This is a genomic window from Actinoallomurus bryophytorum (assembly GCF_006716425.1).
GTDB classification, from domain to species: Bacteria; Actinomycetota; Actinomycetes; order Streptosporangiales; family Streptosporangiaceae; genus Actinoallomurus; species Actinoallomurus bryophytorum.
Genome location: NZ_VFOZ01000001.1, coordinates 6,339,864 through 6,359,776, shown reverse-complemented (window position 1 = coordinate 6,359,776; position 19,913 = coordinate 6,339,864). Strand labels below are relative to the sequence as shown.

Annotated in this window: 15 protein-coding genes; 10 read left to right on the top strand and 5 right to left on the bottom strand. The window is 72.9% G+C overall.

Going from position 1 to position 19,913, the window contains the following annotated elements:
- Positions 1-99: 99 nt before the first annotated feature.
- On the top strand, positions 100-1,566 hold the full coding sequence (gene pdxR, locus FB559_RS29750; protein WP_246122168.1) for a MocR-like pyridoxine biosynthesis transcription factor PdxR: 1,467 nt from the start codon (positions 100-102) through the stop codon (positions 1,564-1,566).
- A 56-nt stretch (positions 1,567-1,622) separates the two neighbouring features.
- Here the strand turns inward: pdxR and FB559_RS29745 are convergent, their stop codons facing one another.
- From FB559_RS29745 to FB559_RS29735, 3 genes are all read right to left on the bottom strand, one after another.
- Positions 1,623-2,486, bottom strand: a complete 864-nt coding sequence (locus FB559_RS29745) for an NAD-dependent epimerase/dehydratase family protein (protein WP_141959790.1) — start codon at positions 2,484-2,486, stop codon at positions 1,623-1,625.
- Positions 2,487-2,508: 22 nt separating this feature from the next.
- Entirely contained in the window at positions 2,509-2,904 is a 396-nt protein-coding gene (locus FB559_RS29740) for a cupin domain-containing protein (protein ID WP_141959788.1), read from the bottom strand.
- 119 nt (positions 2,905-3,023) lie between these two features.
- Positions 3,024-6,152 (bottom strand): amidohydrolase family protein, encoded by a 3,129-nt coding sequence (locus FB559_RS29735; RefSeq protein WP_141959786.1) that lies wholly within the window; start codon positions 6,150-6,152, stop codon positions 3,024-3,026.
- A 403-nt stretch (positions 6,153-6,555) separates the two neighbouring features.
- Between FB559_RS29735 and FB559_RS29730 the strand changes: the two genes are divergently transcribed.
- Entirely contained in the window at positions 6,556-8,313 is a 1,758-nt protein-coding gene (locus tag FB559_RS29730; RefSeq protein WP_141959784.1) for a serine/threonine protein kinase, read from the top strand.
- 103 nt (positions 8,314-8,416) lie between these two features.
- On the opposite strand, the gene FB559_RS29725 is transcribed toward FB559_RS29730, so the two are convergent.
- A complete protein-coding gene (locus FB559_RS29725; RefSeq protein ID WP_185792455.1) occupies positions 8,417-8,803 on the bottom strand; it encodes a VOC family protein in 387 nt (128 codons plus the stop codon).
- A 31-nt stretch (positions 8,804-8,834) separates the two neighbouring features.
- On the opposite strand from FB559_RS29725, the gene FB559_RS29720 reads away from it, so the two are divergent.
- The gene (locus tag FB559_RS29720; RefSeq protein WP_141959782.1) at positions 8,835-9,434 is read left to right on the top strand and encodes an LURP-one-related family protein; all 600 of its coding nucleotides are present in this window, start codon (positions 8,835-8,837) and stop codon (positions 9,432-9,434) included.
- A gap of 31 nt (positions 9,435-9,465) precedes the next feature.
- Here FB559_RS29720 and FB559_RS29715 read toward each other — a convergent pair whose 3' ends face one another.
- Complete coding sequence (locus FB559_RS29715) at positions 9,466-9,915, bottom strand: type II toxin-antitoxin system PemK/MazF family toxin (RefSeq protein ID WP_141959779.1); 450 nt, start codon at positions 9,913-9,915, stop codon at positions 9,466-9,468.
- A gap of 259 nt (positions 9,916-10,174) precedes the next feature.
- Between FB559_RS29715 and FB559_RS29710 the strand changes: the two genes are divergently transcribed.
- From FB559_RS29710 to FB559_RS29680, 7 genes are all read left to right on the top strand, one after another.
- A complete protein-coding gene (locus FB559_RS29710) occupies positions 10,175-10,645 on the top strand; it encodes a luciferase domain-containing protein (protein WP_141959777.1) in 471 nt (156 codons plus the stop codon).
- Positions 10,623-10,841: a three-helix bundle dimerization domain-containing protein gene (locus FB559_RS29705; protein ID WP_221640232.1), complete on the top strand. Its 219-nt coding sequence runs from the start codon at positions 10,623-10,625 to the stop codon at positions 10,839-10,841. The genes FB559_RS29710 and FB559_RS29705 overlap by 23 nt, the downstream gene beginning before the upstream one ends.
- 229 nt (positions 10,842-11,070) lie before the next feature.
- A complete protein-coding gene (locus tag FB559_RS29700) occupies positions 11,071-12,135 on the top strand; it encodes an RNA polymerase subunit sigma-70 (protein WP_246122166.1) in 1,065 nt (354 codons plus the stop codon).
- 116 nt (positions 12,136-12,251) lie between these two features.
- On the top strand, positions 12,252-15,512 hold the full coding sequence (locus FB559_RS29695; RefSeq protein ID WP_141959775.1) for an FtsX-like permease family protein: 3,261 nt from the start codon (positions 12,252-12,254) through the stop codon (positions 15,510-15,512).
- Complete coding sequence (locus FB559_RS29690) at positions 15,509-18,181, top strand: FtsX-like permease family protein (RefSeq protein WP_141959773.1); 2,673 nt, start codon at positions 15,509-15,511, stop codon at positions 18,179-18,181. The genes FB559_RS29695 and FB559_RS29690 overlap by 4 nt, the downstream gene beginning before the upstream one ends.
- Before the next feature lie 19 nt (positions 18,182-18,200).
- Positions 18,201-19,148, top strand: coding sequence for an ABC transporter ATP-binding protein (locus FB559_RS29685; RefSeq protein WP_141959771.1), 948 nt, complete (start codon positions 18,201-18,203; stop codon positions 19,146-19,148).
- Entirely contained in the window at positions 19,135-19,821 is a 687-nt protein-coding gene (locus FB559_RS29680) for an ABC transporter ATP-binding protein (protein ID WP_141959769.1), read from the top strand. Before FB559_RS29685 ends, FB559_RS29680 begins: the two co-directional genes overlap by 14 nt.
- The last annotated feature ends 92 nt before the right edge of the window (positions 19,822-19,913 follow it).

Genomic DNA, 19,913 nt, shown 5'->3' with positions numbered 1-19,913 from the left:
TCGATGGGACGATCATGACGTGGGACCCCGCCGGAACCCCGGCGCGGCCGATCGGACAGGCTGGTGGGGGGCGGGCGCTGGTGAAGGCGGGGGTTCGCGATGGCCGACAGGAGCGGCATGGGCATCGGGCACGGCGGCTCGGGGCTCGACCTGCATCTCGAGCTGGCGAAGAACGCCGGTGGCGTGGGGCGCGCGCTGGAGGCGGCACTGCGCGAGGCGATGCGCTCGGGGCGGCTCGCCCCGGGGGTCCTCCTGCCCGGAAGCCGTAGTCTCGCCGCCGACCTGGGGCTGTCGCGGGGCACGGTCGTCCAGGTGTACGCCCAGCTCGCGGCGGAGGGCTGGCTGACCGGGACGCCCGGGTCCGGCACTCGTGTGGCCGGCCTGCCGGCCGGGTCCACCGGCGAGGAGCGTGGCGGGGAACCGGAGCATGACGAGCGGACCCGTACGGGCCTCGCGGCGGATGGGCCGGCGCGGCGGTGGGAGGCCGATCTGCGGCCGGGGCGACCGGATCTCAGCTCCTTCCCGCGCGGCGCCTGGGCGTCGAGCGTCCGCCGGGCCGTGTCCATGGCGGACGCGGCCCTGTTCGACTACGGCGAGCCGGCCGGCGTACCGCCGCTGCGGGCCGCCGTGGCCGACTACGTCTCACGAACGCGCGGGGCGCGGGTCACGGCCGGGTCGGTCGTGATCACCGGAGGGTTCTCGTCGGGGCTGGCGCTGCTGGCCCGTACGTTCCACCGGCTCGGCGTGCGGCGTGCCGCGGTCGAGGATCCCTGTCTGCGGCGGCATCGCGAGATGCTGTGCGCCGCCGGGCTGGGCCTTGACCCGCTGACCGTCGACGCCGAGGGCGCGGACCCTTCGGGCCTTCGCGACGGCACCGGAGTGGTGCTTCTCACCCCGGCGCACCAGCACCCGCGCGGCGTGGTGCTGGCACCGGCCCGCCGTGCCGCGTTCGTCGAGTGGGCCCGGCGCGGCGACGGCTACCTCATCGAGGACGACTACGACGGGGAGTTCCGCTACGACCGGCAGCCGGTCGGGGCGCTTCAGGCGCTGGGCCCGGACCGCGTCGTGCTGGGCGGTACGGCGGGCAAGGCGCTCGCCCCGGGCATGCGGATCGGCTGGCTGGTCACGCCCCCGGCGCTACGCGAGCCGCTGCTGGAGGTCATCGAAGAGACCTCGGCGGCCGTACCGGTGATCGACCAGCTCGCCCTCGCGGACCTGATCGCGCGCGGCGACTACGACCGGCACATCCGCCGGCTCCGCCTCGTCTACCGCCGCCGGCGCACCGAGCTCGCGGAGCGGCTGGCGACGGTCACGGCGACACCGCTGGAGGGCGTGTCCGCGGGCCTGCACGCGCTGTTGCCGGTCGACTCGGCCGACCGGGAACGCCGCCTGGTCGCCGCCGGAGAGGACGCCGGCCTGCGCCTGCACGGCCTGTACACCTTCGGGTACTGGCACGCGCCGTCCGACCGCCCGGCGGCCCTGGTCCTGGGGTACGCCAGCCCGCCCCAGCACGCCTGGCGCCGGTCCCTGGACCTTCTCACCGCGGTGCTCCAGGCCGGCCCGTAGGCCAGACCCCGCCGATCAGCACCACCACGTCGGCGACGCGCCGGCGTGCGCGCCGGTCAGCCGGTGAAGGCGGCGAAGCCCACCCGCCAGGACGGCGTTTCCGGGGTCCAGTGCAGGTCGCCGCGGGCGTGGCCGTTGTCGGCGCCGCGGGCCCAGCCCTGGCGTCCCAGCTCCGCGGCCGCCCGCTCGGGTGGCGGTGCGCCCACCGCGTGGCAGAACGCCGGGAGCCATTCGGTGCCGGGGGCGGGCTCGTCGTCGCAGACGTTCACCGTGCCGGACGGCCAGTCCAGCGCGCGTACGGCCGCCTCCGCGGCGTCACCCACGTGGACGAAGCTGCTGACGTCATGGTCGGCGACCAGCCGTCCCGCTTTCGCCTCACCCGCCATCAGGCCGCCCGGGGCGTACCAGGTGCCCGTGCCGTACAGCAGGCCGTAGCGCAGGACCACCCATTCCGGGATCTCGCGTGTCACCGTCTCGAGGATGTTGACGCTCTCGACGCCTCGACGGCGCGGCTCGGACGCGTTCAGGTCGAGCGGCACCGACTCGTCGGCGGGCTTGTCGCCCGGCTCGTAGTTCCACGCGATGCTCTGGGCGATCACGCGGCCGACGCCAGCGTTCAGCGCGGCGTCGACCAGGTTGCGGGTGCCGACCGTGCGGATCCGGGCGTTCGCGGCGAAGTCGCGGCCGGACAGGGCGGTGAGCTGGTGCATCACGACGTCGGGAGCGGCGAGGCGTACGGCACGGGTGAGCGCGTCGACGTCGTAGACGTCGACGAGAGCGGGCACGGCGCCCGCCGCGAGCACGGAGGCGCCGCCGTCCGTGGTCCGTGTCAGCGCCGTGACCCGGTGGCCGCCGGCGATCAGCCGGGGGATGATCCGGCGGCCGAGTACGCCGGTGCCGCCGGCGATGAAGACGTGCATCGGAAGGGCCTCCGTGGTGCGGTCAGGGGCGGGGCGCGCGGCGATCGCGGCGAGCCTCGAGCTCCGCCTCGTCGACGAGCGTGAGCATGGGTGCGCCCGGGACGCCGATCATCACGACGACGAAGCGACTCCACTCGCCGGAGAGGCCGTTCCCGGCCTGGTAGTGGATCACGTCGCCGCCCGGCTCCCAGAACGCCTCGCCGGCGCGGATCAGGCGTTCGGGCTCGCCTTCCAGCTCAAAGACGATCTCGCCCTCCAGCACGTAGCCGAACACCGGGCCGGAATGCCGGTGCGGCGGAGTGCCCGGGTCCCCGGGCGGCAGCTCGACCTTCACCGTCATGATCTCCGCGCCCTCCGGGACGGACGGCGGGACCTCGTCCAGCAAGGTCGTCAGGATCGATCTCGTGGCTGTGGTCATACTTCGAGGCTACGAAACCGCCGGTCAGGGCCGCTAGACCACTCCGGCCCGTATCCGTTGTACCGGTCCTGGCCGCTCCAGGTGGGGGCGCCGGCGGCACCCCCACCTCGTCGCCGTGGTCAGGTCTCCGCGCAGCAGGAGCGCTTGCTCTCCTCCAGGTAGTGCGGGTCGTGCCACCAGTACTTCGCGTTCGCGGGATGGCCGGGGAGCTTCGGCAGCAGCCGCCCGCCCGGCGCCGCCTCCTTGTGCGCTGCGGCGGCGAACGGGGCGAGCAGTTCGTCGACCGTGTGCAGCTCGCCGTTGACCATGACCTGCCGTACGTTCGCCGCCTGGGCGATGTCGGTGAGCGGGTCGCCGCCCAGGAAGGTCAGGTCGGCGTACATGCCCGGCTTGATCTGGCCGAGGGGTTCGGTCAGGAACTCGCCCGGCACCCGGGTGGCCGTGGTCAGCGCCTCGTACGGAGTGAGCCCGTACTTCACCATGGCCCGCAGGTTCATGTGCGTGCTCACCGCGGTGTGGTCGATGGGCGAGTCCGTGCCCGTGATGATTCGCCCGCCGCCGCGGATCGTGGCGACGACCTGGGCGACCTGGGCGGCGAGGTTCGCGCGGTTCACGGTCTGGTCGGTCGTCTTGGCCGTCGTCACCGCGGCCTGCAGTGAGGCGTACTCCCACGACGGGTAGAGCGTCGTCACCCGCCGGTCGGTGACGAGGGAGGTGTCCTCGGCGAACAGGGTCGCCGAGACGAACAGCGTCGGGGTACGGACCGCGCCCGAGGCGGTGAAGATGTCGATGACGTCGCCGTACCCGGTGCCCAGCGCGGTCACGGTGCGCGAGTAGCCGAAGCGGTTCGTCGCGCCCATGTGCTCCATCCCGTCGCCGCCGAAGCCGAGCGCCGGGTAGTGGTAGTGCGAGGTGGCGTGGACGCCTCGCCGGTGCGCCCACGCGATGACCTTCTGCTGCCACTCCGTCGGCAGCCGCACGTAGGACTTCATCAGGTCGTAGTCGAGCGCGCCCGCGCGTTCGAGCTCCAGCGCGAGCTGGTGCTCGTCGAAGGTGGGCCGCATGAAGTTGTAGAAGATGCGCGGCCCGTCGACGGCCTCTCCGGTGGCGAAGTAGCGGGGGACGACACGTGCGCCCGACTGGAACGCCTCGCGGGCCTCGACCATGTGGTACGCCGGGCTGCCCGGCGAGCGGGTCGTGGTGATGCCCAGCGACAGCCACAGCCGCCCCTGCCGGTCGCCGTACTCATACCCCTGCATCTCGCGGTGGTTGTGCATGTCCACGAGCCCGGGGATGACCACCGAGTCACCGGCGTCGACGACCGTGTCACCGCGTCCCTCGCCGCGCGGCGAGACCGCGACGATGTGGTGCCCCTCGACCACGATGTCCACGTCGCGGCGCAGCTGACGGCTGCTGCCGTCCCACATGCGCGCGGCGCGTACGACGGTGCGACCCTTCGACCTGGTGTTGGACCAGGTCAGCGGCACCGGCAGCGTACGGGTACGGCTCCCGTCGGCGGCGACGAGGCGCAGCCGCCCGTTGTTCAGGTAGAGCAGCTGCGATGAGTCGCCGCTCCAGCTCACGGCGTCGGTCACCTCGTGTGTGACCTGCCGGGCCGTGCCCGCCGGGGTGCCGTCCGGGTGGACGTCGACCACCCACAGCACGCTCGCCACGACGAACGCCATCTTCGTCCCGTCGGGCGACCACACCGGCCCGTCGTCGCCGCGCGTCTGGATCGAGCGGTCGGGCAGCGGGTCGACGTACGTGCCGGCGCCGGTGCGGCGGTCGACCAGGAGGATCTTGCTCAGGCCCTCGCGGTAGCGTGCCGAGTACGGCTTGATCGCCGCCAGGGCGATGACGTCGCCGTCGGCGGACCAGGTCGGGCGGCCGGGCTCGAAGGTGGCCGTGAAGACGGGCTGGACGTTCCCGGAGGCGACCTCGACCGTGTAGAGCGCGCCGGTCTGGTCGAGGAACGCCAGGTGCGAACCGTCGCGCGACCAGGTGCCCGACACGGCCGCGGCGTTCGGCAGGTCGGTCAGCCTGCGGTCGGCGCCGGTCCGCAGGTCGCGGATCCAGATGTCGAGCTTCCCGGCACGGTCGGTGGAGTAGGACAGGTAGCGGCCGTCCGGCGACCAGGCGGGGGTGCTCTTCCACCAGTGGTCGCGGGTCAGCGGCCTCGGCGCCCGCCCGATCGTCATCGTGTAGATGTCGTTCAGCGCGCGGAACGCCACCTGCTTCCCGTCGGGTGAAAGCACCGGGCTGCCGATGCCGACGACGGGCCTGGCCTTCGTCGAGTCGAAGTCGCGCCGCCGTTTGCGGTACGCCGGGGCGGCGAGGGTCACGGCGGCGCTGAAGCCGATCTCGTGCGCGTCACCGCCGCCCAGCGACCGGCGCCGGATCCTTCCGTCCGCGGTGTAGACGAACTCGTTCGCCGACCGCCACGAGACGCGGAACGGGAACACCTCCTCGCCGGTCACCAGCGCCTTGCCCGAGCGCCACAGCTCGCTGCGGCCGGACAGGACGACGGTGTAGAGGAGGTCCTTGCCGTCCGGTGTCCAGGCCGGGCTGTGGATGACCTGGTCGGCGGGTACGGTCACCGGCGTGGTGCGCGCGCCGGTCGCGACGTCGACCACGTCGATGCGGGTGTTCGCGACGACGAAGGCGATCCGCCTTCCGTCCGGCGACCACGCCGGCTCGTACTCCTCGACCTTGGTGTCGGTCACCGGAGTGATGGCGCTCGTACCCACGTCCAGCGTGTGGATGCCGTAGCTGCCGGTCAGGTCCGAGGAGAAGGCGATCCGCTTCCCGTCGGGTGAGAAGCGCGGCTCGCGGTGGTCGTAGGGCCCGTGGGTCAGGCGGCGCGGTCCCGACCCGTCCGGACGGATCACCCAGACGTCGAACACGCCTTCGCGGTAGGACTGAAACGTCAGCCACCGGCTGTCCGGCGACCACTCGGGCTGGGCGATGTCGTACAGGTCGCTGGTCAGCCTGCGTGCCGGCCCGCCCGAGGAGGGCAGCACCCACAGCACCCCGACGACGTCGATCGCGATGAGGCGTCCGTCCGGTGACAGTTGCGCGGCCAGGTCGGTGCCCTCACGCAGCCGGACCGTACGGCCGTGGGCGGGCCCCTCTGGCGGGGCGGCAGCCTCCGCCGGGGCGGTCGCGCCGACGTCGATCCCGCCGATTCCCGCGATCGCCGCGGCACCGGCCGCACCCCTCAGGAGACTCCGCCTTCTGATGCCTGCCATCTAGGCTCCAATCCTCACGCCGCCCGCGGCGCCTCAGCACCGGCATCGTGAGCCCCCTGCGCGCTGATCGGCCTCGGCCTGTCCCTCGTCTCCGCGCCGCTCCTCCCTCCACGCGCGGGGAACGCTAGCCGCAAGCCCGACCCAAAAACAGCGCCATGTCCTATTTCGGCCCGCCTCGTCGGAGGTGCCGGCATCCCCGTGCCCGTAAGGCTTCCGGCGCTTCTTTCGCCGTCGTGGCGAGCCGCCGGCGGGCCCGCCCGAGCCGGGGATGGGGGCCGGCGCGGGCCTGAATCAACAGAAAAGACCACGAACAGTGACGTTCAGGTTGCGTCCAGCTCCCAGCGGTTGCAATATCTAGGGCCGAGGAAGATCAGTTGTCGACGCGGTCGAAAGAGGCGCGCTCGTGGAGAGACCGTCCGCACCGAATGCTCGCGGCGGCGAGGTTCTGCCCCCCGGCGCCCAGCCGCTGGCCTCCGACGATCCGGTCGTGATCGACGGTTACCGGCTGGTGGGCAGGCTGTCGTCGGGCGGAACGAGTGTCGTCTATCTCGCCCGCGACACCGGCGGCGAGCACGTGGTGGTCAAGACGACCCGCGCGCGCAAGGCCGACCAGGCTCAGGCCAGGCGCTGGCTGCGGACCGAGGCGTCGTGTGCCCGGCGCCTTCCTCCGTTCTGCACGGCCAAGCCGCTCGCCGACGGCACCGACCACTCGCCGCCGTACCTGGTCAGCGAGTACATCGAGGGGCCCTCGCTCACCCAGTTCGTCGAGGGACTGGGGCCGCTGGAGCCGGTCCAGCTGATGGCTCTGGGGGGCGCGCTCGCGCGGGCGCTCGCCGCCGTTCACGGTGCGGGGCTGATCCACTGTGACCTCAAGCCGGCCAACATCATGCTCGCGGCCAACGGGCCCCGGGTGATCGACTTCTCCATCGCCCAGGAGGCGCCGATCTCGGGCAGGCCGGCCGAGGTGGGGACGGTGCCCTACAGCCCGGGCTGGGTCGCGCCGGAACGCGCCAGCGGCTATCCGGCCGCCCCCTCCTCCGACGTCTTCGGCTGGGGCTGCGTCATCGGGTACGCCGCGACCGGCCGAAGCCCGTTCGAGGACGGTGACGATCCCGACAGCGCCCCCCGCGCCGCGGCGCTCGACGCTCTGGAGGAGCCGCTCCGCACGCTGGTCGAGGCGGCGCTCGCCGTCGATCCCGCCGACCGGCCCTCAGTCGGGGAGATCGTCTCCCGGCTCGGCCCCGACGGGCGGCGGGAGGCGCACACCGCCAAGCCGCGCCCGGACGTGGCCGAACGCCGCGGCCTGTCATCGGTGGACGCCCCGACGGCCCCGATGCCGGTGCTCAGGGACGACGACGACCACCCGCATGAGAGCCCCGCGGTCGCGCCGCTCTCGCCGTTCGAACCCGTCGTACGTGCCGACGCGCACCCGCGCCGGCTCGAGCACGCCGCCGAGGCCACCCTCGGCTCCTCGCCCGTGGCCGACCGGCGCCCGCGCGATACCGGGGACGGGACCGCGGTCCGCCCCCTGAACACCACGACCGGCGGAGACCACCGGCCACCGGGCGAGCACGCCGCCGGCGGCGCGACCGTCGTCTACTCCGCGAGCGCCATGACCGGCGAACACCGCCGGCCACCGGCCCCACGGACGGATCCGCCTCCGCGTCGCGTCGAGTACTCCGCCGAGACCGCCACGGCGGCCCGGAAGCACGCCGAACCCGAACGGCGGCCGCGAAGGCTGCGGACGGTCGCCATGGTGGCGGGGCCCGCCGTGGCCGTGGCCGCGCTCGCCACCGTCATCGCGATGGCGAGCACCGGCACGGGCCGGCAGGAACAGCAGGCCAATCCGGCCGGCGCGGCGAGCCCGGGTGGAGATGCGCCTGCCGCCGACCCCCAGGTCCCGACTCTGTCGGGCCCGCGGTCGCACGAGCCGCGTCACGCCTCGGCCTCCAGCTCGCCCGGCTCCGGCACGCCCACGCCCGGGTCCAGCCGGCATCCCCGCCACAAGAAGGCGGGCGGACCGTTCGGGCCGGGCAAGCCGCGCCCGCCCGCGTCCCATCCGCCCACCACCCCGCCGCCGACGCACTCGCCGACTCCGACGCCCACCCCCACCCCGACCGGGACCGTCGCACCCCAGGGCACCGTCGCACCCCAGGGCTAGGTGCACAGACCACGAAGGTCGGTGACGGCCCGGAATCGCGGAGCGCCGGCGGCCAGGTGGTGAGGTGCGCGCCGTCGCCACGCGTACCCGGTCCGCGTGGGCTCTACGCCGCGCAGAACTCGTTGCCTTCGGGGTCCTGCATGATCCACCAGTGTCCGGCAGGTCCCCTGTCGACCTCGCGGACGCGGGTCGCCCCGAGCTCTTCCAGCCGGGCCACCAGCCGGTCGAGGCCGCCGGCCTCGCTGTGGACGTCGATGTGCAGGCGGTTCTTGCCGGACTTGGCCTCGGGCACGTCCTGGAACAGCAGGCGCCTGCCGCGGCCGACGCCGCTGGCCCGGTCGAACGGGTCCTCCGGGTGGCGGATCGCGGCGTAGCCGCGGAAGGTCCTGCGGCCGCGATGCTCGACGACCGCCGCCACCCCGACGATCCGCAGGCGGCGTTCGCCCGAAAACGACGAAGTCTTTACCGTTCGTGTACCTTTGCTCGCCATTCGACGATGCTGAAAAACGAACGGATACCCGATGGACTTCGAAACGCTCCAGGCCCAGCAGCGGCTGCTCATCCGGCAGCGTGTCCGGCTGATGGTCAACCAGTACGAGGTGCACTTGGAGGGCGCGGACGGGTCCGAAGGCGAGATCGTGGCCTTCGCGCAGCAGAAGCGCATGGCGTTCAAGGAACAGGTCACCATCTACACGGATGAGACCAAGCAGTACACCTTGTTCGGCTTCAAGGCGCGCAAGCGGATCGACCTCGCCGCGACCTACGACGTGACCGACCCGCAGGGGCAGCCGATCGGCAACTTCCGCAAGGACTTCAAGGCGTCACTGCTCGCCTCGACCTGGCATCTCGAGCAGCCGGGACTCGGCGTCACGACCGGCTCCGAGCGCAGCAAGGCCATCGCGATCCTGCGCCGGGTCTGGAACTTCGTGCCCTACGTCGAGAACCTGCCGTTCGCCTGGCCGTACCACTTCGACTTCACGGCGAACGGGCAGGAGACGTTCAGCGTGGACAAGAAGTTCGGCCTGCGCGACCGGTACGTCGTCGAGATCAAGGACCCGCGCCTTGACCGCCGCCTCGTCATCGCCCAGGCGGTCGCGCTCGACGCGCTGCAGCACCGCTGAGCCCCGGTAAGTGACCGCGAGCCCGCGCGCGTCAGGACTTGGCGCGCGTGGGCTTCCAGCCGTGCAGCCGCATGAGCACGGCCGCGACCTCGGCGAACCGCTCCGGGTCGAGCACCGCGCCCTCCCGGCGGATGTCGTCCTCGTCCAGCGCGAAGACGCGATCCAGCCGCAGGTAGGACTCCCGGCCCTCGCGGTCCCAGGCTCCGGTCCCCAGGTCCAGCCAGTCGTCGGAGTAGTCATGCCGGCGGCTGGACAGCATCATCGCCAGCAGCCGCTTCCGGTGGCGGCCGACGACCAGCAGCGGGCGGTCCTTGCCGCGTGCCGGGTCCTCCTCGTAGGGCACCCACGCCCAGACGATCTCGCCTGGGTCGGCCAGTCCGTCCAGGTCCGGGGAGTACTCCAGGGTCGCCGCGCGCTCAGGAGTGTAGATCTCTCGTACGGCGTCGCCGGCGGGCCGGGGCACCTCACCATGATCGAGCATCCGCGCAGCCTACCGGCCCCGGCGCGGGTGCTCTCCGGCGGCCATCGCTTCCCACCGCCGAGTGGCATGATGGGATGGAATGAGCGATTTAACCGCTACATCGCTAGATTTCCGAAATCTTGGGGTTTGGAAAGCTTAATTACGACGTCCGGGCTCGAAGCGGGTCGACCGGCGCTGAAACCGGAGATGGCTCGCGGATGACGAGGACGATAACGATTTCGGCACATACGCTTCCGATCATGGTCCCTACCCGACAAATATGCACGTCGTGAACATGCGCGAGCAGACCGCCGGCCACCTGTCCGGGCGCCTCACGAGGCAGCTGGACGCCTGGCCCGCCGTACGGGCCGGACAGGCCGAGTGCGGGCTCGGGACGGGCTTCTCCACGACCGCCCGCCGGGCCGGTGCGCAGATCGTGCACCTGCACGGCGGAGACGAGGCTCAGGTGTACCTCACCCGTACGGTCATCGCCCGGCTAGGCGACGCGCTGCTCGAGTCCGGTCGCGTGACGGTGGCCGAGGGCGGCGACTGGGTGCGGGTACGGCTGGACACCGAGTCCGACGTGACGCTCGCGATGTCGCTCGCAAGCGTCGCAATCCAGACAGACACGGTCGAGTCACGCGAAGACATGATTTCTCCGTGTCAGGCCCCTCCTCCCCGGGTACCCATGCGGGCAAGGATGCCCAGGCGTACGAACGGAGGTCTTTGTGAGCGCCGACACGATTCGTGAACGGCAAGCCCTTGACCAGGTCACCGACCGCCTCTCCCAGTCCTTCGCGGACCGCTTCTCGCCAAGACAGGTCGACGAGGCGGTCAGCTCGATCCATCACCGTTTCGACGGCAGGCCCATCCGCGACTTCGTCCCGGTCCTCGTCGAACGCATGGCCCGCGACGAGCTCAGACATGCTGTACCCGCCCGGCGCTGACCGCGGCGCCACCGTCCTCGAGAGCGAGGGACGCTTAGACCTGTGGCGCCCCTGAGGCTCCGCGGCCGCTCCGCCCCTGCCGGGCGGGGCGGCCGCTGCCCTGGTCGGCCGGGCAGCTCGGGTGCGATGGTTCCGTGGTCCCCGGGCGTCTCGCGGCCGGGGCGGGCGACGGGACCGCGCCACCCAACAGAACGAGGACCGGACGGATGCAGGAGACCAGGGAGCCACAGTGCAGCGAGTGAACGCCGGGATGGACCGGGCCGAGGAGAGCGCGATGGCCGCGGCCGCGCGTGCGGGTGACGAGCCTGCGTTCACCGAACTCGCCAAGAGGTACCGGCCAGAGCTCCAGGTGCACTGCTACCGGATGCTCGGCTCCCTGGACGACTCCGAGGACCTGGTGCAGGAGACGTTCCTGCGCGCGTGGCGCCGGCGCGAGACCTACGAGGCCCCGGCCACCTTCCGCGCCTGGCTCTACCGGATCGCGACCACTGCCTGCCTGGACTTCCTCCAGGCCAGGCCACGTGACCGCCGGGTGGCGGCGGCCGGCACTCCCGGGACGACACCGCCCGCCGCGATGATCCCGTGGTTGCAGCCCTACCCCGACCGGCTCCTCGACGAGGTCGCGTCGGGCTCGGAGACCGAGACGGGGCCGGACGATGCCGCCGTCGCGAAGGAGACGATCGAGCTGGCCTTCCTGGCCGCGATCCAGCACCTGCCGCCCCGGCAGCGGGCCGTGCTGATCCTGCGCGACGTCCTCGGCTGGCCGGCCAAGGAGGCCGCCGCGGCGCTGGAGTCGAGTGTCTCCTCGGTGAACAGCGCGCTGCAGCGGGCCCGCCCGACGCTGCGCAAGCACCTGCCGGAGCGGCGTCTCGACTGGGAAGCGGCCGGGGAGCCCGGCGAGAGCGAGCGCGCGGGGCTCGAACGCTACATGGCGGCGATCGAGCGGGCCGACGACGCCGCGCTGGCCAAAATGCTCGGTGAGGACGCGCGGTCCGGGCAGCAGACCGGCGCCGGCGGCCATGTGGATTCCGAGCCGGCCCTCGTCGAGGGGCGTGAGGCGATCATCACCTCGTGGGCGCCCGCGCTGCACGGCGAGCACGCGCTGGAGTTCCGGTTCATGGCGACGCACGCCAACCGGCAGCCGGCGGCGGCCTCGTACGTACGGGCGCCGGGGTGGAGCGGATTCCACCCGTTCGCCCTCAGCGTCCTGCGGCTGGAGGAGGGGACGGTGACGGAGGTCTCGACCTTCCCGCCCGGCCTGTTCCCCGCGTTCGGCCTGCCCACGGAGCTGTAGGCGGTAGAGCACGAGTAGATATCGAACGGGCCTCCGTTCGGCTCCCGGTCTTGCCGTGACCTGCGAACGCAGGCGATCATGACACTTTCTCGGGGATCGGGCTTGGGGGGTACGGGGTGGAACGGCCGGGTTTGGTGGTCCGCCGTGCGCTGGGTCACCGCCTTCTGGTCGTCGCCGCCTCCGCGACCGCACTGTTCGCCGTCACGGTCCTGGCCGCGCTGGGCGGGTACGCCGCGTCGGTGACCGGCGCGGGACTGCGGGAAACACTGGCCGGGGCCTCCTTCAACGGGGCCGGCACCCGTGTCGGCGTCGGCGTCACCGCGCGCGACCTCCCCGCCGAGGACCGCAGGGTCAGAGCGGCGGTCACGCGCGTCTACGGCGATATCCCGGTGGAGACCTCACTGAGCGCCCGCGGCGACTCGTACGTCGTGCCGGGACAGGAGCGGAGCAAGCATCCGCAGCTCACCGCCTTCGCCGTCTACTCCGGGATCGAGAACCACGCCCGGCTGACCACCGGCCACTGGCCTGCCGCCACCACGAGCGGAGCCATCCAGGCCGCCCTGCCCGCGCCGGCCGCCCGCGCCATGGGACTGTCGCCCGGCCGCACCGTCACCCTGCACAGCCGGGTCGACGGCCCGTCCGTCACGGTCCAGGTCACCGGCCTGTTCGAGGCGAGCCGCGCCGACGACTACTTCTGGGGCGGGGACAAGCTCATCACGACCGGGTCCGAGCGGCTCGACTACACGACCTTCGGGCCGCTGGTCGTGCCCCCGGCCACCTTCACGAGCCGCTTCGCCACGTCCGTCACCGCTCGATGGCTGGTCTTCCCCTCCCTCGCGGAGCTGCACGCCGGCCAGTTGAAAGACGTCGCCGCGCGGGCACGCGCGCTGCCCGCCGCCCTCGGCTCCGGGCCCGCCGGCACCTCGGGCTACTCCGTGAAGTCATCCGCCCCCGACCTGCTGACGCAGGTCGACCGCGCGCTGCTCGTCTCACGGTCGACGCTGCTGATCCCGGTGCTGCAACTCGTCGTCCTCGCCCTGTACACCCTGATGCTGGTCTCACGGCTGCTCGCCGAACACCGGCGCGTCGAGATCACGCTGATGCGGGCCCGCGGCGCCTCGGGACGGCAGATCGCCGCACTGGCCGTCGGCGAGGGCCTGCTGCTCAGCGCGCCATCGGCGGTCGCCGCGCCGTTCCTGGCCCCGCTTCTGGTCCGCGCGGCCATGGCGACGCGGCTGCTCGGCACGTCCGGGCCACACCTGGACCTGGGGCCCTCCGCCCTGACCTGGGGCATCGCGATCGCCGCCGCGCTGGCCTGCGCCGCGGCGATCGCCCTTCCGCCGCTGCGCGGCATCGGGAAGACCTATGTCGCGACCGTGGCCGAGCGCGGACGCGGCGAACGGCGGGGAATGATCCAGCGTGCCGGGGCCGACCTCGCCCTGGTCGTCGTCGCCGGGCTCGCCGTCTGGCAGCTCGCGCATTACGGCGGCCCGGTGACCGGCACCGCCACGGAGGGGCTCGGCGTCGACCCGCTGATCGTCGTCGGCCCGGCCCTCGCGCTTCTCGCCGGCGGCGTCATCATCCTGCGGCTCGTGCCGATCGCCTCGCGTGCCGGCGAGCACGCCACGACGCGCAGCCGCGGGCTGGCGCCCGCCGTCGGCACCCGCCAGGTGAGCCGGCGGCCCCTGCGCACCGCGGGCCCCGCCCTGCTGCTGGTCATGACCGTGGCCGTGGGCATCCTCTCGGTGGTGACCGGGACGACGTGGCGGCAGTCTCAGCTCGACCAGGCGGACTTCCGCGCGGGCACCGACCTGCGGATCGGCGCGCCGGGCGACCACCTGTCCCCCGCGCCCCCGGGCCAGGGCGGCCGTTACGGGCAGCTGCCCGGCGTCACCACGGTGAGCCCGGTCCTGCGGGACACCGGTTCGACCGGCAGCACGGACGTGACGGTGCTCGCGGCCGACGCCACCAAGCTCTCCGCCCTCGTACGGACCCGCTCGGGCGTTCCGTCGAACGTCCCCTTCGCGAAGATCGCCCCGGGCGGCACCGGCCTGTCGGCCCTGCCCATCCCCGGGCGGCCGACGCGGCTCTCGGCGGGCTTCCGTGTCTCCCGGACCGAGCTGGGCGACCCCGTCCACCTGGTCATGGTCATCAGCGACGCCCTGCACGTCTCGTACGAGGCCGACATGGGCAACGTGCCCTCGGACGGGAAGCGCCACACGAAGACCGCGGACCTCGCCGGCCTCGCCGGACGGGGCGGCGTGATCTCCTATCCCCTCAGCGTCCGCGCCTTCCGGTTCAGCTACATCCGCGAGTCGAGTGCGTCCGCGGCGAGCATCGCCGTGACCGGTCTGCGGCCCGGCACCGCGACGAAGCTCGATCCCGCACTGCGGCTCCCGGCGGACACGCACTGGACCGGAGAGGCCACGATGGGTTTCGGGGGGGCTTCCGCACTGGGCTTCGGGCCCGGCGGCCTGATGACGGCGCGGCTGTCGGTCCTCCCTCACGTCGGTTACTACGCGCAGGTCGTGGGCAGCGTCGTCCTGCGCGCCGGCCACGCTCCGGCGGACAAGGCCCGGCCGGCGCTTCCGTCGATACCCGCGGTCGTCACGAGTGACCTGGCCGCCCGCGCCCATGTCGGCATCGGCGGCCGGATGAACGTGACCGAGGACGGCGTCGAACAGCCGCTCACCGTGGCCGGGATCGTTCCAGCGCTGCCGTCGACCACGCCGGGCACCCCGGCCGTACTCCTCGACTGGACCGCTCTCAGCGACGACATCCTGTCGACCGGCTCCAGCGCGCCGACCCCCACCGAGTGGTGGCTGGTCACCCGGGGCGACGACACGGCACCGGCCGTACACGCCCTCGGCTCCCATCCGGAGTGGGGCGCCGTGACGGCCGACCGGATCGACCTGCGGCACCGGCTGCGGGACGCCCAGCTGGGCGGAGCCCTGCAGGGCGCGCTGCTGCTCGGCTTCGCCGCCGCCCTGGTGTTCGCGGCGATCGGCTTCGCGGTCAACACGGCGGTGTCCGCGCGGGAGCGGATGACGGAGTTCGCGATCCTGCGCGCGCTCGGCATCCGTGCCCGGCAGGTGTTCGGCCTGGTCGCCGTCGAGCAGGCGTTCCTGGTCGGCATGGGCCTGGCCGGCGGCCTGCTGCTCGGCATCGTCGTCGCCCGCCTCGTCGTGCCGCACGTCGTGCTGACGGTGAGCGCCACCGCCCCGTATCCGCCCGCGCACGTCATCCTGCGGTGGCCGGTGATCCTGACCATGCTGGCGGCCATCGTCGTCCTCCTCGCCGCCGTACTCCTCCTGCTCGTACGCTCGCTGCGCCGGAGCGGGTCCGGGCAGGCCATGCGACTCAGGGACGACCAGTGAGCCTCCATCTGATCCGGCGGGCCGCACGCGCGCAGTGGGCGTCGCTGCTCACGCTCGGCCTGCTCGTGCTCCTCACCTCCTTCCTGGTCGACGCCGGCCCCCGTACCCTCGTAGCCGGCTACGACCGCGGCGTACGGGAGACCCTCACCGGGACCCCGCCCGGCAGCACCGATCTCGTCGTCTCGGCGGAGCTGGTGGACGTCGCGCCGGTGGAGCTGGAGGAGAAGGCGCGGGGAGGCAGCCTCTCCGCCACGGCCGGCGGGCTCACGGACCTCGAGCGGCAGTGGCGCTCGAGGTTCCCCGAACCACTGCGGGACACGATCGGCGCCTCCGAGTACGCCGCCGTCACGGACTCCATGCCGCTGAGCGGCGTCGACGCGCGGAAGCTGAGCCTCACCCTGTCCAGCAGCGCGGGCGGCCACATCCGTTACGTCTCGGGCCGTCCCCCCGGCGGGGCCGAACCCGGGCCGCGCATCGAGGCCGGGCTCTCCGTACGCGCCGCCCAGCGGCTCGGCGTCAAGGCCGGCGACGTGATGACCACCACGACGCAGCCGGCGCTCAGCGTCCGCATCACCGGTCTGTACACCCCGGCCGACCCGGGCAACGCCTACTGGCTGGTGCACGACCGGTTCGAGAACGCCGAGCTGGAAAAGCAGCGGTCCGGGGACGACATCGTGCTGGGGACGGCGCTGGTCTCCCCCGACGGCTACCGGGCGCTGACCTCGCGTACGCCGTTCCGTATCGGCTTCACCTGGACCTACTCTCCCCGGGTGGGCGGCGTCACCACGCACTCCGCACCCACGCTGGTCGATGACATCCACCGGAGCGGTGAGGCGCTCGCCTCCGGACGGGTCGGCAGCTCCGCTCCCGTCCTGACCAGCCGCCTCGACGATCTGCTGGACGACTACCTGCGCCGGTTGCACACGACGCAGACCCTCCTGTCGCTCTCCCTCGCCGGATTGTTCGCCGCCGCGCTCGGCGTGCTGGCGCTGGCCACGCGGCTGCTGCTCTCCCGGCTGGGGACGGCGCTGACGACCCAGTCGGCTCGCGGAGCGTCGCGTGCCCAGCTCGCCGCGCAGACCGCGGCTCTCTCCACCCTGGTCACGCTGCCCGCGGCGGCAGTGGGACTGACGTTGTCCGCGCTGCTCGTGCCCGGTCCCGCGCAGACCGTGTCCTATGTCGCCGCGGCGGCGCTGGTCGTGACGGCGATCGCGCTGCCGGCCGTCATCACGGCCCGCGCCGCCGGGCGCGAGCGGCGCACGACCACCGTGTCCAGCCGCCGGCTGGTGGCCGAGGGACTGGTCGTCGTGCTCGCGGTGGCGGGGACGTACGTGCTCCGGCGGCGCGGGCTCACGACCGGCACCTATTCCGGGGGCATCGACCCGTTCCTGTCGGCCGTGCCCGCGCTGCTGTCGGTGGCCGCCGGCCTGCTGATCCTTCGGGTCCTGCCGTATCCGCTGCGCCTGGCCGGCCGGGTGTTCGCGCGTGGCCGCTCCGCGGTGCCCTTCGTCGGCGTCGCGCGCGCCTCACGCCAGGACGCCATCGCGGTGCTCCCCCTGGTGATCGTGCTGCTCGCCGTGGCGGTCATCGGCTTCGGCTCGACGGTCGAGAGCAGCCTCAGCCGCGCGCAGCGGCTGGCGACGTATGAGTCGGTCGGCGGTGACGCGCGCGCCGACGCGCTGAGCATGCGTCCCGCCGTCGTCGACCGCGTACGCCACACGCCCGGCGTACGCGAGGCCGTGCCCGCGCAGACGATCGACGCCGCCCGGCTGCTCTCCCAGGGCGACCTCCTCGACGAGCTCACGGTCGTGGGCGTCGACCTCGACGCCTACCGGCGGATGATGGCCGGGACCGGGGTGGCGATCCCCTCGTGGCCGAAGACCAGGCCGGGCGAACCCGCCCCGGCGTTCTTCTCCCCCGCCGCGCGCAAGTACGCGGCCAACCGCGACCTCGGCATCTCGACGGACTACGGGCAGCGGCTGCCGATACGCGACGCCGGCACGATCGCGAGCTTCCCGGCCCAGGTCTCCGACGCCGCCTTCGTCCTGGTGCCCGCCGACGCCCTCTCCCGCGTCACGGGCGGCGGGAACACCGGCTCCGTATCCGTCTTCGTGCGCGGCGACCACATCGACGTGGCCGCGCTGCACCGTAACTCGGCGCTGCCGGAGCTGGGCGTCGACGGCGCGAGCTCGGTCGTGACGTACCGGATGACGCACGACGCCTTCACCCAGGGGGAGCTCGGCCGGCTGGTGGGCCGCGGCTTCGGCGCGTCCGGCGGGCTGGTGGCCTTCTACGGGACGCTCGCGGTCCTGGTCCTGCTGTTCGCCGGGGCACAGGCGCGCGGGCGGACCGCGTCCTATCTGCGCACGCTCGGGCTGAGCCGCCGCCAGGCGCAGCTGCTGGCCCTCGTCGAGATCGCGCCCACGCTGTTCGCCGCGTGCGTGGGGGGGTGGTTGCTCGGGCTGCTCCTGCCCCGACTGCTCGGGCCCGCCATCGACCTGCGCCCCTACACCGGAGGCTTCCCGGTCACGCACTACTCCCCCGACCTGCCCGCGACCGTGGCGCTCGCCGTCGGGGTGCTGGTCTTCGCCGGGCTGGCCGTGCTGATCGACTCCGCCAGCGCCGCACGCCGTGGCCTGGGAAGCGTCCTGCGGATCGGAGACACGTGACGTCGAGTCTGGAGCCCTCATGAACGACGCACCCAACCTCGCCGAGCTGGAGCGCCGGGCCGGTGCTCGTGCCTCGCAGTACGGCGAGAACGCGCACATCGTCTGCGACAACCTCGTACGGATCTACCGGACCGAGGGCGTCGAGGTGATCGCGTTGCAGGGCCTGGATCTGCTCGTGGGCAAGGGCGAGATGGTCGCGCTCGTCGGGGCGTCGGGGTCGGGCAAGTCCACGCTGCTGAACATCCTGGCCGGGCTCGACGTGCCGACGGCGGGAGTGGCGCGGGTGGCCGACGCGGACCTGCTCGACATGTCCGGCCGGGAGCGGCTGCGGTTCCGCCGCGAGCTCGTGGGGTTCGTCTGGCAGCAGACCGGCCGGAACCTGCTCCCGTACCTGTCCGCCGCCGAGAACGTCGAGATGCCGATGCGCTTCGCGGGCCGGGGCCGCAAGGATCGCCGGTCGCGTGCGGCCGAGCTGCTCGAGCTGATGGGCGTGGGACACCGGGCCGGCGCACGGCCGGCCGAGATGTCGGGCGGCGAACAGCAGCGCGTGTCCATCGCGGTGGCCGTCGCCAACCAGCCCAAGATCATCCTTGCCGACGAGCCGACCGGTGAACTCGACACGGCGACCGGCGCGGAGGTGTTCGGGGCCCTGCGCCGCGCCAACCGCGAGCTGGGCGTGACCACGGTCATCGTCACCCACGACCCGGACGTGGCCGGCAACGTCGACCGTACGGTGGGCATCCGCGACGGCCGTACGAGCAGTGAGATCCTGCGCCGGACGACGCTCGACGCGGACGGCCGCGAGGAGATCGTGGCCGCGGAGTACGCCGTGCTCGACCGGGCCGGGCGGCTCCAGCTGCCACGGGAGTTCACCTCGGCCCTGGAGATGAAGGACCGGGTGCGGCTCGCCCTCGAGACCGACCACATCGGCGTATGGCCGGACCGGAGCCACGATGATCACCGTTGAGGATCTGAGCAAGACGTACCGCACCGGTCACGTCGAAGTCCACGCGCTCAAGGACGTGAGCTTCACCGTGCCGGAGGGCGAGCTGCTGGCCGTGAAGGGGCGCTCGGGATCGGGCAAGACCACCCTGCTGAACCTCATCGGTGGCCTGGACGCGCCCGAGGCGGGCCGGGTCGTCGTCGCCGAGCACGAGGTGACCACGCTCGGCGAGGCCGGCCTGCAGCGCATGCGGCGCGAGACCGTCGGCTTCGTGTTCCAGTCGTTCGGGCTCATCCCGGTGCTGTCGGCGGCCGAGAACGTCGGCGTCGCCCTCCGCCTCACGCGCACGCCGGCACGTGAGCGCGAGGAGCGCGTACGGCTGCTGCTGGCGATGGTCGGGCTGACCGACCACGCCCGCCAGCGCCCGTACGAGCTGTCCGGCGGACAGCAGCAGCGCGTCGCCATCGCACGGGCGCTCGCCCACCGGCCCCGGGTGCTCATCGCCGACGAGCCGACGGGCCAGCTCGACTCCGAGACGGCCCAGTCGATCATGCAACTGATCCACGCGGTGGTCCGCGACCAGGGCGTGACCGCGGTGGTCGCCACGCACGACCCGATGCTCATCCGGCACGCGGACCGCGTCATCGAGCTCAGCGACGGCGTCCTCGTCCCCGGTGACGGCGTGCCGGTGTCCTGACGCGCCGTTCGTTCCGGCGTCGTGGTGAGCCGCGCGGTGGGCCGCGAGGCGCGCGGCGGCTGGAAGTCCGTTCGGTGTTTGGTCAAGACCCG